This is a genomic window from Bradyrhizobium frederickii (assembly GCF_004570865.1).
In the GTDB taxonomy this organism is placed as follows: domain Bacteria; phylum Pseudomonadota; class Alphaproteobacteria; order Rhizobiales; family Xanthobacteraceae; genus Bradyrhizobium; species Bradyrhizobium frederickii.
The window spans coordinates 91,380-103,418 of sequence record NZ_SPQS01000021.1 but is presented as its reverse complement, the minus strand read 5'-3'; the positions used below and the strand labels follow the sequence as shown (position 1 = coordinate 103,418).

The 12,039-nt window shown below is 64.6% G+C and carries 14 protein-coding genes; 9 read left to right on the top strand and 5 right to left on the bottom strand.

All coding sequences use genetic code 11. The features are described 5' to 3' along the window. Positions 1-235: 235 nt before the first annotated feature. Positions 236-454 (bottom strand): hypothetical protein, encoded by a 219-nt coding sequence (locus tag E4K64_RS30145; protein WP_135166724.1) that lies wholly within the window; start codon positions 452-454, stop codon positions 236-238. Between the two features lie 543 nt (positions 455-997). On the opposite strand from E4K64_RS30145, the gene E4K64_RS30140 reads away from it, so the two are divergent. The 3 genes from E4K64_RS30140 to E4K64_RS30130 all read left to right on the top strand — a co-directional run bounded on the left by E4K64_RS30140 (position 998) and on the right by E4K64_RS30130 (position 2,622). Next, the gene (locus E4K64_RS30140; protein WP_135166723.1) at positions 998-1,585 is read left to right on the top strand and encodes a formyltransferase family protein; all 588 of its coding nucleotides are present in this window, start codon (positions 998-1,000) and stop codon (positions 1,583-1,585) included. Between the two features lie 196 nt (positions 1,586-1,781). After that, entirely contained in the window at positions 1,782-2,132 is a 351-nt protein-coding gene (locus E4K64_RS30135) for a hypothetical protein (RefSeq protein WP_100174819.1), read from the top strand. Beyond that, complete coding sequence (locus tag E4K64_RS30130; protein WP_167772336.1) at positions 2,077-2,622, top strand: hypothetical protein; 546 nt, start codon at positions 2,077-2,079, stop codon at positions 2,620-2,622. The genes E4K64_RS30135 and E4K64_RS30130 overlap by 56 nt, the downstream gene beginning before the upstream one ends. Before the next feature lie 50 nt (positions 2,623-2,672). Here the strand turns inward: E4K64_RS30130 and E4K64_RS30125 are convergent, their stop codons facing one another. Beyond that, positions 2,673-3,071 (bottom strand): RidA family protein, encoded by a 399-nt coding sequence (locus E4K64_RS30125; RefSeq protein WP_135166721.1) that lies wholly within the window; start codon positions 3,069-3,071, stop codon positions 2,673-2,675. A gap of 150 nt (positions 3,072-3,221) precedes the next feature. Between E4K64_RS30125 and E4K64_RS30120 the strand changes: the two genes are divergently transcribed. Further along, on the top strand, positions 3,222-4,097 hold the full coding sequence (locus E4K64_RS30120; RefSeq protein WP_135166720.1) for a DMT family transporter: 876 nt from the start codon (positions 3,222-3,224) through the stop codon (positions 4,095-4,097). Between the two features lie 201 nt (positions 4,098-4,298). Further along, a complete protein-coding gene (locus E4K64_RS30115; RefSeq protein WP_135166719.1) occupies positions 4,299-5,729 on the top strand; it encodes a caspase family protein in 1,431 nt (476 codons plus the stop codon). A 278-nt stretch (positions 5,730-6,007) separates the two neighbouring features. On the opposite strand, the gene E4K64_RS30110 is transcribed toward E4K64_RS30115, so the two are convergent. Both E4K64_RS30110 and cysK read right to left on the bottom strand, forming a co-directional pair. Beyond that, on the bottom strand, positions 6,008-6,250 hold the full coding sequence (locus E4K64_RS30110) for a BrnA antitoxin family protein (protein WP_135166718.1): 243 nt from the start codon (positions 6,248-6,250) through the stop codon (positions 6,008-6,010). A 3-nt stretch (positions 6,251-6,253) separates the two neighbouring features. After that, positions 6,254-7,231, bottom strand: a complete 978-nt coding sequence (gene cysK / locus E4K64_RS30105; RefSeq protein ID WP_135166717.1) for a cysteine synthase A — start codon at positions 7,229-7,231, stop codon at positions 6,254-6,256. Between the two features lie 222 nt (positions 7,232-7,453). On the opposite strand from cysK, the gene E4K64_RS30100 reads away from it, so the two are divergent. Further along, on the top strand, positions 7,454-7,672 hold the full coding sequence (locus E4K64_RS30100; protein ID WP_135166716.1) for a hypothetical protein: 219 nt from the start codon (positions 7,454-7,456) through the stop codon (positions 7,670-7,672). A 1-nt stretch (position 7,673) separates the two neighbouring features. On the opposite strand, the gene tgt is transcribed toward E4K64_RS30100, so the two are convergent. Next, positions 7,674-8,819, bottom strand: a complete 1,146-nt coding sequence (gene tgt / locus E4K64_RS30095) for a tRNA guanosine(34) transglycosylase Tgt (protein ID WP_135166715.1) — start codon at positions 8,817-8,819, stop codon at positions 7,674-7,676. A 181-nt stretch (positions 8,820-9,000) separates the two neighbouring features. Between tgt and E4K64_RS30090 the strand changes: the two genes are divergently transcribed. From E4K64_RS30090 to E4K64_RS30080, 3 genes are all read left to right on the top strand, one after another. Then, positions 9,001-10,209: a patatin-like phospholipase family protein gene (locus tag E4K64_RS30090; protein WP_135166714.1), complete on the top strand. Its 1,209-nt coding sequence runs from the start codon at positions 9,001-9,003 to the stop codon at positions 10,207-10,209. Between the two features lie 128 nt (positions 10,210-10,337). Further along, entirely contained in the window at positions 10,338-11,084 is a 747-nt protein-coding gene (locus E4K64_RS30085) for a TetR/AcrR family transcriptional regulator (protein WP_135166713.1), read from the top strand. Positions 11,085-11,335: 251 nt separating this feature from the next. Continuing rightward, positions 11,336-11,938 carry a PepSY domain-containing protein gene (locus E4K64_RS30080; RefSeq protein WP_167772335.1) on the top strand — a complete coding sequence of 201 codons (603 nt, stop codon included), beginning with the start codon at positions 11,336-11,338 and terminating at the stop codon, positions 11,936-11,938. The last annotated feature ends 101 nt before the right edge of the window (positions 11,939-12,039 follow it).

The following is a 12,039-nucleotide window of genomic DNA, read 5'->3' as shown; positions in this document are numbered from 1 at the left end:
GCGATCAGCTGGCGCTGCTGCATGCCGGGCGCGCGAGTGCCGCTTCGATAGCATTGTCCCTGCGAGTAATTGTCATCGTAGCGGTGCGGGCAGCGGGCGCGGCGGCGTCCCGTAGCCTTGCCTCGCAGACCCCGCTAAAGCATGATCCGGAAAAGTGCGCAGCGGTTTTCCGAAAAGATCATGCTTAAACAACAACCTAAAGCGCGATGACGATTCATCCTAATCGCATCGCGCTTTAGTTCGTCGTGGAATTATCTGCCTTGAGCCGGCTGAGGCCCGCCTCGATGATCGCGATCTCCTCGTCGATCTGGCCGATCGGCAGGCTGAAATCATAGCCGGACCTGCTCTTCAGCTCGACCGCGAGCCGCTGCCTGTGCATCATCAGCTCGTCGAGCCCACGGCGGTTCTTCAGCCGCACATAGCTGTCGACAATCTGCTCAATTGCGCGCGGCATGAGATTTGTCCCGGCGAAAAGGCCCACGCGGCGCACCCGCGCCGGCGGGACATTTTCGGTGTCGCGGTACGCAATACAAATCCGCGACGGATTAGTCGATACGCCGGGCTGGTTGAGATCGCGTTACCATTCCGTGATTTTCTCAATACGCGGCATTGAAAGGGCCGCTGACGATCGCGCCAGCGGCCCAAGCCGGGTTTAAAAACGGATACGGGTTGAAATGTCGCCAGCCCCGGTCCACGCACTCTTATCAGCCCACCCAGCGTCCCTCTGTTAAAAACGAAACACAGGAACCGATTATCGGACGCTTGCCGTCCCGCCGTGGCCGCGCGGCAACGCTCGTCAGTGACGCGGAAGCAAGTGCGCGGCGATCTGCGCCCGCCATGGCGGCACCGGAACGGCTGGCTGCGCAATCATGGCGTCGATCGCAGCCCGCGCCCTCGGCGTATTGTTGATAACCCACGCAAACGCTGCGCGGGTGGTGACAGGACGTCCGGACGTGTTATCGGGGATGACGCAGTTGCGAGATCGGATCGGATACCCATGCGCATTACCCTCGTCGGCTCCCGCCATTTCGGCGTGACCACCCTGAACATGCTCCGGGAGCACGGCGTTTCGATCGTCCGGGTCGTGGTGGCCGACGCCGAGGATCGCCTCGCCGCGGCCGCCAAGGCGGCCGGCATCGAGGTCGTGGTGCAGGCCAACCCGAAGCTGGTGGTAGCCTCCGAGATTGCCCCCGATACCGATCTGATCATCACGGCGCACAGCCACGCCCGGATCGGCAAGGACGCGCTCGCCGCCGCCAGGTTTGGCGGGATCGGCTATCACCCCTCGCTGCTGCCCCGTCATCGCGGCAAGGCCGCCGTGGAATGGACCATCAAGGAAGGCGATCCGATCGCCGGCGGCACGATCTATCACCTCGCCGACCGCATGGACGCCGGCGCCATCGCCGCCCAGGACTGGTGCTTCGTCAAGAAAGGCGAGACGGCGCGAGAGCTCTGGGAGCGCGCGCTGGCCCCCCTCGGCCTCAAGCTCCTGGCCGATGTGATCGACTACGCCAAGGTGCACAAGGCGCTTCCCGCCAAGACTCAGGACGAGCAGTTCGCGACCTCCGCGCCAAGCCTTTCGTGAAGCCTGTCCAAGAGTTCGCTCCTGACGTTTACCCTTAACGTGAAGCCGCATTGATTCCGCTTGGAAAATCGCAGCCGAAAACGCAAATAAACTATTGTTCCCACAGGAACAATTTTCGATTTGGCATCGCAACAAATTTCCGTCACATTTGGTCCAGATAAGCGACAGCATATCAGACACATTCAAGGACGGATTTATGCGTTTTGCTCGCATTGCGGTGTTCTGTGCCGCTTCAGTTTTCACCGGCACCCTCGCCGCTTCCGCCTTTGCCCAGACGCCTTATGACGGCAACTGGCAGGTCACGATCGTGACCAAGAGCGGCTCCTGCGAACCCACCGCGAGTTCCATGCTGACGGTTGCCGACGGCAAGATCACTGCGCCCGGCGCTAACGTTTCCGGGACCATCGGCAGCGGGGGTCTTGTGAAAGTTTCGATCAATGGTGCATATGCCAACGGTCAACTCAACGGCAACGCCGGATCGGGGAAGTGGAATGGAGCATCTGCAGGCATACCGTGCAGCGGGCGATGGGAAGCATCGCGCCAATAAACCAATCGAGACTCGCGCCCGGAGCCGGCGGCTGCTGATCGCGGCCGCCGTTTTGTTTGCGGCAGGGATCGCCGGCACTGAAAGCAAGGCCCAGTCGAGCCCGTTCGCCCCACTGGCGGGCAGCTGGAGTGGCGCGGGGACGGTGGCCCTGGACGACGGCTCGACCGAACGGATCCGCTGTCGGGCCAAGTACGCCCCGATCGGCCCCACCATGGAGCTGACCCTGACCTGCGCCAGCGACGCCTACAAGTTCAACTTTGGGGCCAGCCTCAAGGCTGAGGGCGGCGCCATCACCGGAAACTGGTCCGAAGTCAGCCGCAACATCTCTGGATCGCTCCAGGGGCGCGGCGCCGGTGGCAATTACGAGCTGGTTGCCTCTACCGCTGGCTTCAATGCCAACATCTCGCTGAAGACGAGCGGCAACAAGCAGAACGTCGCGATACGCGCCGACAGCCAGTTCCGCGGGGCGAACATCTCGCTGTCGAAGTAAGCCAGCAGTCGATCTGACAATCGATCCGGCGACCCCGCCGGATCGATTTTTTATGCGGCCGGCACGAACGCGGTGACCTCGATCTCGACCTTGGCCCGCTCGTCCACGAGGCCGCCGATATAGAGCAGTGTCGAAGGCGGGAAATTGCGTCCAAGCGTTTCCTTCCAGGCTGCACCAATGCCGGCCCCGGCTGCTTCATATTCGCTGCGGCTAGTCAGGTACCAGGTCAGGCGGACGATGTGCTCCGGACCCGCGCCGGCCTCGTCCAGCAGCTTGATGATCCGCTTCAGCGCCATTTCGACCTGCGCCGCCAGGTCGAGCGCATAATTGCCGGTCTCGTCGCCGCCGGTCTGGCCGGCTAGGACCACCCAGCGCCCCGGCCCCTCGACCGCGACGCCATGGGAAAAGCCACGTGGTTTCGTCCATTCGGCCGGCTGCAAGATTTGCATGAGCGAAGCTCTCCCGATTTTGTTGTTGTTCGATGATGCCTAGCACGACCCGCTGCATCGCTGCATCCGCAGATTTGGCCGTTGCAAACGGCGGCGATGTCGCCGATACCGGCCGTCCTTTCACATTCCATCCTCCCGCAATCACCGCCAATGAGCGCGACACCGTCCAAAACGATGGCTGCACTGTGGATGGCCGGCTGGCTGTCGCTGATGCTGGTGATGGCGGTTGCCGGGCGCGAGACCACGCGCGAGTTGAGCGTCTTCCAGATTATGGAAGTGCGCTCGGTGATCGGGTTCGCGCTCCTCCTGCCCATCATCTCCCGCGCCGGTGGCTTCAAGGCGGTCGCGACCAGGCGCCTGCCCCAGCACCTCGCTCGCAACGGGGTGCATTATTTTGCCCAGCTCGGCTGGTTCTACGCCTTGACGCTGATCGGAATCGGGCAGGTCGTCGCGATCGAATTCACCATGCCGATCTGGACCGCCGTGCTGGCCGCGACGTTCCTGTCCGAACGCATGACGCTCTGGAAGATCGCCGCTGTCGTGCTCGGCGTCGTCGGCGTCGTGATGATCGTGCGGCCCGCCACCAGCGAGATCAATCCGGGCCAATTGATCGCGCTCGCGGCTGCAATCGGCTTCAGCATTTCCATGATCTTGGCGAAGTCGCTGACCCGCACCGAAAGTGCATTGTCGATCCTGTTCTGGATGATCGTGGTGCAGGCCGTCGTGGGCTTGCTGCCGACGCTCGCCGTGTGGATCTGGCCGTCGCCTCGTTTATGGGGCTGGCTGTTCGTCATCGGGGTCTGCGGCACCTTCTCCCATTATTGCCTCGCCAGTGCGCTCCGCCACGCGGATGCGACGATCGTGGTGCCCATGGACTTCCTGCGGGTTCCGCTGACCGCGACCGCGGGCTGGCTGCTTTATTCCGAGCGGCTCGATGGCTGGACCGTGCTCGGCGCGGCGCTGATCCTGTGCGGCAATCTCCTGAATTTGAAGCCGGTGCCGCCGGTTCCCGCCCCCGCCCGATGAACCTCGCGCCGCCTCGCACGACAAAACGAAGTGGCCGTGTGATTTAGATCACGTTGGAGCGATCCTTCACCGTGCATATTCGGCCACACAGCAGCGGGTTGAAACGGACGTTCTGCCGTTTTGGTGGCGCGAGGTCGGGCACTTCGTGTAGGTTCGTTGCCAATTTGTTGCTGCCTGCAATTCGATTCTGGGGATTTCAGAATGCGCTATCTCACCCTCCTCGCCTCGCTGATGTGCATGGCGCTGTCGGTCAGTGCCGCGAAGGCTGACCGCCGCGTCGCCTTTGTCGTGGGCAACGGCTCCTACAAGAACGTCGCGCAATTGCCGAACCCGCCGATCGACGCCAAGGCGATGGCATCGACGCTGCGCAATGTCGGCTTCGAGGTGATCGAAGGCTCCAATCTCAGCCGCGACCAGATGACGGAGAAGCTGCTCGATTTCGGCCGCAAGGCGCAGGGCTCCGACATCGCGCTGTTCTACTATGCCGGTCACGGCATCGCCGTCAGCGGCACGAACTACCTGCTGCCCGTCGACGCCGACATCAAGTCGGAGATGGACGTCAAGCTGGGCGCTGCCATCAACATCGACCTGACGCTCGAGCAGACCATGGGCGATGCCAAGGTCAAGCTCGTCTTCCTCGATGCCTGCCGCGACAATCCGTTCGCCGCCAAGATCAAGTCGAACTCCGCGACCCGCAGCGTCAACGTGCAGAGCGGTCTTGCCGAGATGAAATCCGGTGAAGGCACCCTCATCGCGTTCGCCACCGGTCCCGGCCAGACCGCGCTCGATGGTCAGGAGGGCAACAACAGCCCGTTCACGCGTGCGCTGATCGACAACATCACCAAGCCCGGCGTCGAGATCCAGCAGGCCATGACGTCGGTGCGCGCCCAGGTCAATGAAGAGACCCGCAAGGGCCAGCTGCCCTGGGGCCACACCAACCTGACCGGCTCGGTCTATCTCAATCAGGCCCCGACCACGCAGGTCGCCAACGCGGCCCCGACCGCTTCGGGCATGGTGCCCGCTGCGACCGGCGGCTCGGACGGTGTCGAGCTCGAATATTGGCGCTCGGTGAAGGAGTCCAACAAGCCGGAAGAGCTCAACGCCTATCTCACCGCCTATCCGAACGGTCAGTTCAAGGCGCTGGCGCTGGCACGCCTCGCCGCCATCAAGAGCGGCCCCTCGACCGCGACCCGCACCCTCAACGCTGGCGTCGATCCCGCAACCTTCACCGACGAGGCCACCCAGGTCACCGAGGACCAGATCGGCCTCGACAAGACCAAACGCCGCGACGTGCAGCGTCGCCTGACGGCGCTCGGCTTCGACACCAAGCAGAGCGGCGCATTCGACGACGAGACGCGATCCGTGCTCAAGCGCTGGCAGACGGCGCGCGGCTATCCCTCATCAGGCTACCTCAACAAGCTTCAGCACAAGGCTCTGCTCTCGGAGATCGTGGCTGCCCCGGCGACCGCGAGCGACACCAGCCAGAAGCCGGCCCGGCGCGCCGCCAGCGCCCCGGCCCAGAGCAGCGCGCCGGCGCCGGCCCCTCAACGCAGCAATCCCGGCGATGCCGCCGGTGCGGCCTTCGTCGGCGGGGTCGTCGGCGGCATGATGGGCGGCATGTTCCGCCGCTGAGGCGAGACGACGATCTCAGAATGCAAAAGCCCGGCTCACGCCGGGCTTTTTCTTTGCTACGACGGTGTCGCAGCATGACGGTGTGGGAGCGGTGCCTAGTCCCTCCTCCTGCCCCGGACGCAGTGCAGCGCCCTTCAGCGCTGCGCTGCTGAGCCGGGGCCCATGTCGCAGAGGAGTTCGCGGCCTCTGCGTCCCGGCTCAGCGCCGCAACGCGCGTGCGTTGCGGCTGTCCGGGACACGGGACGGATCGTCGTCCCAACCGGCAATGACGACGTTCGTTACTTCCCCGCGGCCTTTCGCAGCGCCTCGTTGATGCGATCCTGCCAGCCGGGGCCGCCCTCCTGGAAGAACTCCAGCACGTCCTGATCGATGCGCAGCGTGACCTGCTCCTTGATGCCGGGAACAGCCGTCGGTTTAGGCGGCGGCACGGCGACCTTGGCCGTCACCTTCTTGAACGCTGCCTCTGCTTCCGTCCTGGCATCGCCCAGTGTGCGCGGCCGCCTCGGTGGTTGCTCCGCCATGTCCTAGATTCCTTCAAACAAAGCCGTCGAAAGATACCGCTCGGAGAAGGACGGCACGATCGCCAGGATGGTTTTTCCCGCAGCGTCCGGCCGCTTGCCGATCTGCAGCGCGGCCGCAATCGCAGCTCCCGAGGAGATGCCGCCGGGAATGCCCTCATGCCGCGCCAGCGCGCGCGCGGTCTCGATGGCGGTCGTCGAGTTGATCTTGACGATCTCGTCGATCACGGCGCGGTCGAGGATGTCGGGGACGAAGCCGGCGCCGATGCCCTGGATCTTGTGCGGGGTATGCTGTCCGCCCGACAGCACCGGGCTCTCCTCCGGCTCGACCGCGATCACGCGCAAGCCGGCCTTGCGCGGCTTGAGCACCTGGCCGACGCCGGTGATCGTGCCGCCGGTGCCGACACCGGCGACGAAGAAGTCGATGTTGCCGGCGGTGTCGTTCCAGATCTCTTCCGCGGTGGTGCGGCGGTGCACCTCGGGATTGGCGAGGTTCTTGAACTGCTGCGGCATCACCGAGTTCGGCGTCGTCTTCAACAGCTCCTCGGCGGCGGCGATCGCGCCCTTCATGCCTTGCGCCGCCGGCGTCAGCACCAGTTCGGCGCCGAGAAAAGCCAGCATCTTGCGCCGCTCGATCGACATCGATTCCGGCATCACCAGCTTGAGGCGGTAGCCGCGCGAGGCCGCCACGAAGGCGAGCGCAATACCGGTATTGCCGGAGGTCGGCTCGATCAGCACGGTGTCGGGCTTGACGATGCCGGCCTTTTCCATGGCGACGATCATGGCCGCGCCGATGCGGTCCTTCACGCTTGCGGCAGGATTGAAATATTCAAGTTTTGCCAAAATCGTCGCATTCACGCCGTGCATGCCGGGCAGCCGGCGCAAGCGCACGATCGGCGTATTGCCGAAGGCCTCGACGATCGAGTCATAGATCCGGCCGCGGCCGGCTTGGTGCGCTGCACCCGTGTTGGACGATGCGTCCATGATGAACTCCCTGTGGCGACAATCTGCACGTCTATCGCGGCATTGCGCAGTTACAGACAGCTTGCGGCGACACGCAAGCGGCAATGCGGCACATGTTAAATACGCTGCATCGCAAAATCACGTGAGCGGCGAAGATCAGAAAACCAACGCATTTGTGTTGCGACCTCGTCAACCGATTCTGCTTATGTTAGACTTAGGTCTTAAAGCAGGGAGGTCACCGCGATGTCAGCAGTTGCTGAAGTGTTGTCGACCGTCGCGCCGAACCGCGATCCGCGTTGCAGCGAGTTGCCCACCTGTCCTGTCTGCGCCGACTCCATGGTCGCCGCCGAAGCATCCGCCTACGTCTCGGACCACATGATCAGCTATCTCTGGACCTGCGATAATTGCGGCTATGGCTTCGTGACCAAACATGCCGTGAAGCAACGCTTCGTGTGCAACTGAGCTAGCGTGGGGCGATGTCGCCCCTCGCCCAGTCCTCGCGCGTACGCCGATAGAACTCCTCAAACGTTCCGCCTGCGATCGCGTCTCTGATGCCCTGCATCAGGAACTGGTAGTAGGCGATATTGATTTCGGACAGCAGCATCGCCCCTAGCGTCTCGCCCGCCTTGACGAGATGGTGCAGATAGGCGCGCGCGCAGTCGCGCGTCGACGGCCATGAGCTCTCCTCATCCAGCGGACGCGGATCGTCGGCGTGGCGCGCATTGCGCAAATTCACCTGGCCGAAGCGCGTGAAGGCGACGCCGTGCCGGCCGTTGCGCGTCGGCATCACGCAGTCGAACATGTCGATGCCGCGCTTCACGGCTTCGAGGATGTCGTCGGGCGTGCCGACGCCCATCAGATAGCGCGGGCGCTCTTTCGGCAGCACCGGCGCGGTCTCGTCGATCATCGCCAGCATCACCTCCTGCGGCTCGCCGACGGCAAGGCCGCCGATCGCATAGCCATGGAAGCCGATCTCGACCAGGCCTTGCGCACTCGCGTGACGAAGCCGGGGGATGTCGCCGCCCTGCACGATGCCGAACAGCATGTAGCCGTCGGGCGCGCTCTCGAAGGCGCGCTTCGAGCGCTCGGCCCAGCGCAGCGACAATTGCATCGCGCGCTCGATGTCGGCGTGCTCGGCCGGCAGCCGCACGCACTCGTCCATCTGCATGGCGATGTCGGAGCCGAGCAAGCGCTGCACCTCGATCGAGCGCTCCGGCGACAGCTCGACCTTGGCGCCGTCGATATGCGAGCGGAAGGTGACGGCGTTCTCGGTGACCTTGCGCAGGTCCGACAGCGACATCACCTGGAAGCCGCCGGAATCCGTCAGCATCGGCCCGTTCCAGCCGGTGAAAAGCTGCAAGCCGCCGAGCGCCGCGATCCGCTCGGCGGTCGGGCGCAGCATCAGGTGATAGGTGTTGCCGAGCACGATGTCGGCACCGGCATCGCGCACCTCGCGCCAGTGCATGCCCTTCATGGCACCGGCGGTGCCGACCGGCATGAAGGCCGGCGTCCGCACCACGCCGTGAGGTGTGGTCAGGCGCCCGGTGCGCGCGGCGCCATCGGTGGCGAGCAACTCAAAGTGATTGGGAAGATCATTGTCGAGATTCATGGCGGTGCTTATTGCGTGTCGGAGCAGGTCGATCAACCCGCGCAGCGGCCGGCGGTGCCTCAGACTGGGACATAATCGAGACGATTATTCCCGCTGCCAGCCTTGTTAAACAAAACGAAACAGTGTAGTTTTACCAGGGGCTGGACGAGATGCCGCGGCGCGAATGTGCCGGCGGCGCCAAATGCATGATCGCCAGCCACCGACAATGCTGCTTCCTTCCTGTTCGACTGACCTCTCCGGCCGCCCGTACGACCGGATCAGGCGCGCAACCGGCCGCCTGACCGGCATCCTGGTCCTGACGTGCAGCCTGGCGCTCGCCGCCTGCACCTCCCTGCCCCGCACGCCCTACACGGCCAACGAAGCCAGCACATCGCGCGTGCTCGAGATCGATGGCCTCAGGCGCTACGCCGACGACCCCGTCACGAAATTCAGCTTCGACAAGGACATCAGCACCGCGACGAAGTCCTATCTGGCGCTCTCCGGCGGCGGCGCCGATGGCGCCTACGGCGTCGGCGTGCTCAACGGCTGGACCGCGGCGAGAACCCGCCCCACCTTCTCCGTGGTCTCGGGCGTCAGCACCGGCGGCCTGATGGCGCCGTTTGCGTTCCTCGGCCCGCAATATGACGACACCCTGAAGGAGGTCTACACCTCCGGCATCGCGGAGAGCCTGCTGAACGATCCCAGCATCATGCGCGTGCTGTTCGGATCCGGCCTGTTCGGCAACACGCGGCTGCGCGAGCTGGTCGCACGCTTTGTCGGGCCGGAGATTCTGGCGCAGGTCGCGCGCGAAAACGCCAAGGGGCGAAAGCTGCTGATCGTGACGACCGATCTCGACACCCAACGCACCGCGATCTGGGACATGGGCAAGATCGCCGCCGTCGGCACGCCCGAGGCGCTCAAGCTGTTTCGCGACGTGATGGCGGCCTCCGCCAGCATTCCCCTGGTGTTTCCGCCGATCATGATCGACGCCGAGGGCCAGGGCCGCAAGTTTCAGGAGATGCATGTCGACGGCGGCGTGACCGCGCCGGTGCTGACGCTGCCGGAAGCCCTGCTGTTCCAGGGCAGCCGACTGCCGAGCAGTGCGAAATTCGACATCTACATCCTCGTCAACAAGAAGATCGAACGCAATTTCGAGCTCGTCTCCAACGGCACCATCGACGTCGCCTCGCGCAGCCTGTCGGCGATCACCCAGTCGCAGACGCGCTCGATCATCTTCTCGACCTATGATTTCGCGAGGCGCAACCGTCTCGGCTTTCATCTCTCCTACATCGCGCGCGACTACCCGGCGCCGCCGTCGGAAGGGTTCGACACCGCCTATATGCGGGCGCTCTATCAATACGGATATGACAAGGCCGCGTCCGGCCAGGCCTGGAGCTCGACGCTGCCGTGAGAATCGATGACGGAACCGCTGAAACCGTTGACGATACGGCCAATTCGGCCAGATTCGCGATGACGCCCCGGCTCCTGCGCGATATAGAGCGAATGACGAACGTCAGAAACGCGCAGGAATCATTGGGCATGGGATTGACTGCGACCAGGACCAGACCGGCAGCGCCGCGGCGCGAGGTGCCGAAATCCCGCGGCGGCCGGCCGACGAAGACCGCCGCCATCGAGCGCGACCAGCGGCTGATCGAGGTCGCCACCCGCCTGTTCCTGGATCGCGGTTTCGACGCGACCTCGCTCGACGCGGTCGCGGAAGCGGCCCGGGTGAGCAAGCCCACCGTCTATTCCCGCTACGGCGACAAGCGCGGCCTGTTTGCCGCCGTGCTGAGGCGCGAGATTGCGCGCTGGCTTGCGCCGCTGTCGGCCGCGGCAGAGACCCAGCTGAGCAGTGCCGCCGACATCTCGGTCGAGCAGCGGCTGGTCGAGATTGGGCGCGAGATGCTCTCGTTCACCTGCGGTCCCGACGCCGTCGCCTTCAGCCGCATGATGACGTCTCAGGCCATCAACTTCCCCGACGTCGCCAAGCTCGGCAAGGAGGAAGGCTGGCTCAAGGCCGTTGCCACCACTGCGCGCTTCTTCGACCATCTGGTTGCGCAAGGCGCGCTCGACGTCGAGGACACCACCATTGCGGCCGAGGTGTTTCTCGACGTGGTCGTCGGACACACCCACCGCATGGCGACCTTCGGAACGGTCCTCGAGCCGAAATCGGCCGAGAAGCGCATGCGTATCGCGATCAAGCTGTTCCTTGCTGGCGCGCTGGGTCCCGCCGACCGGGTCCGAGACGCCGCAAAGGGCCCGGCGCGGCGCCGCTCCTCCCGCTGACGATTCCGTGAACGCGCGCTCTCTCCCTAAGGGGGCCGCCGCAACGGCATTGACCAAAACAGAACGATACGGTATGGTTTAGTTATACGTCGGTACGGGCCGCTTTTAAGCCAGCCCCAAGGAGGTCCGGACCGATTCGATCGTCACGGCAGGTACAGCCCGCCGCGGCGTTCCGCGGCCGGCCTTTGCCCAGGGCCGGCCGCGAATTCTTTACGTTCATCCGGCACACTCGCAGGCCGAAGGTTTCGCACATGACGACAGCCAGACGACGGACCTTGCAACTGCTCGCGATCGCCTTGCCCGCGCTGCTCCTCGTCGCGCCGTTGCAGGCGACCGTGACCGCGGCCACGCCGACCGCGCTTCACCGCGACACAGATGGTGATGCCGAGGCAGAGCGCCAGGCCGTCAGCCGCGAGATCGAGCGCTTCCGCAGCTCGTCGGTCTCGATCAGCCAGGCCATGGCGATCGCCGAAGCCCGCCACGCCGGCGCCACCACCGCAGATGTGAGTTTTGACGGCGGCTCCGGCGTCGCGGTGTATCGGGTCAAAACCCTGCAAAACGACCGGATCTGGCGCCACACCATCAACGCTGCGACGGGCGAACTCGTCGGCGGGGAAGCTGCCCTGCCCCTCGCCGAGCTCGACCACGACGACCGCAACAACCTTGCAGCACTCGGTGCGATCAGGCACCGCCTCGCGGATGCCGTGCGCGTTGCCGAGCGCGCGGCCTCGGGCAAGGCGATCAGCGGCGGCCTCGTGCGCGAACGCGGCCGGCTCAGTTTCGCGATCGTCGTGATCAGCGGCGACGACCTCAAGGAGGTCATCCTGGAGCCCCCGGGCGCCAGGGCAAAGTAGCGGCTGCCAGATAGCGGCAGAGTTCGCCCCCGGCATCGACCGGGGCGAAAAGCCATTGACGACCGCAAGACTCTCCCGCATAAGTCGCCGCCATGTTCACG

What these genes read in the sequence shown, in the direction of transcription:
- E4K64_RS30145 (WP_135166724.1), bottom strand. Translation starts at nt 454, where the DNA reads ATGCCGCGCGCAATTGAGCAGATTGTCGACAGCTATGTGCGGCTGAAG.
- E4K64_RS30140 (WP_135166723.1), top strand. Translation starts at nt 998, where the DNA reads ATGCGCATTACCCTCGTCGGCTCCCGCCATTTCGGCGTGACCACCCTG.
- E4K64_RS30135 (WP_100174819.1), top strand. Translation starts at nt 1,782, where the DNA reads ATGCGTTTTGCTCGCATTGCGGTGTTCTGTGCCGCTTCAGTTTTCACC.
- E4K64_RS30130 (WP_167772336.1), top strand. Translation starts at nt 2,077, where the DNA reads ATGGAGCATCTGCAGGCATACCGTGCAGCGGGCGATGGGAAGCATCGC.
- E4K64_RS30125 (WP_135166721.1), bottom strand. Translation starts at nt 3,071, where the DNA reads ATGCAAATCTTGCAGCCGGCCGAATGGACGAAACCACGTGGCTTTTCC.
- E4K64_RS30120 (WP_135166720.1), top strand. Translation starts at nt 3,222, where the DNA reads ATGAGCGCGACACCGTCCAAAACGATGGCTGCACTGTGGATGGCCGGC.
- E4K64_RS30115 (WP_135166719.1), top strand. Translation starts at nt 4,299, where the DNA reads ATGCGCTATCTCACCCTCCTCGCCTCGCTGATGTGCATGGCGCTGTCG.
- E4K64_RS30110 (WP_135166718.1), bottom strand. Translation starts at nt 6,250, where the DNA reads ATGGCGGAGCAACCACCGAGGCGGCCGCGCACACTGGGCGATGCCAGG.
- cysK (WP_135166717.1), bottom strand. Translation starts at nt 7,231, where the DNA reads ATGGACGCATCGTCCAACACGGGTGCAGCGCACCAAGCCGGCCGCGGC.
- E4K64_RS30100 (WP_135166716.1), top strand. Translation starts at nt 7,454, where the DNA reads ATGTCAGCAGTTGCTGAAGTGTTGTCGACCGTCGCGCCGAACCGCGAT.
- tgt (WP_135166715.1), bottom strand. Translation starts at nt 8,819, where the DNA reads ATGAATCTCGACAATGATCTTCCCAATCACTTTGAGTTGCTCGCCACC.
- E4K64_RS30090 (WP_135166714.1), top strand. Translation starts at nt 9,001, where the DNA reads ATGCATGATCGCCAGCCACCGACAATGCTGCTTCCTTCCTGTTCGACT.
- E4K64_RS30085 (WP_135166713.1), top strand. Translation starts at nt 10,338, where the DNA reads ATGGGATTGACTGCGACCAGGACCAGACCGGCAGCGCCGCGGCGCGAG.
- E4K64_RS30080 (WP_167772335.1), top strand. Translation starts at nt 11,336, where the DNA reads ATGACGACAGCCAGACGACGGACCTTGCAACTGCTCGCGATCGCCTTG.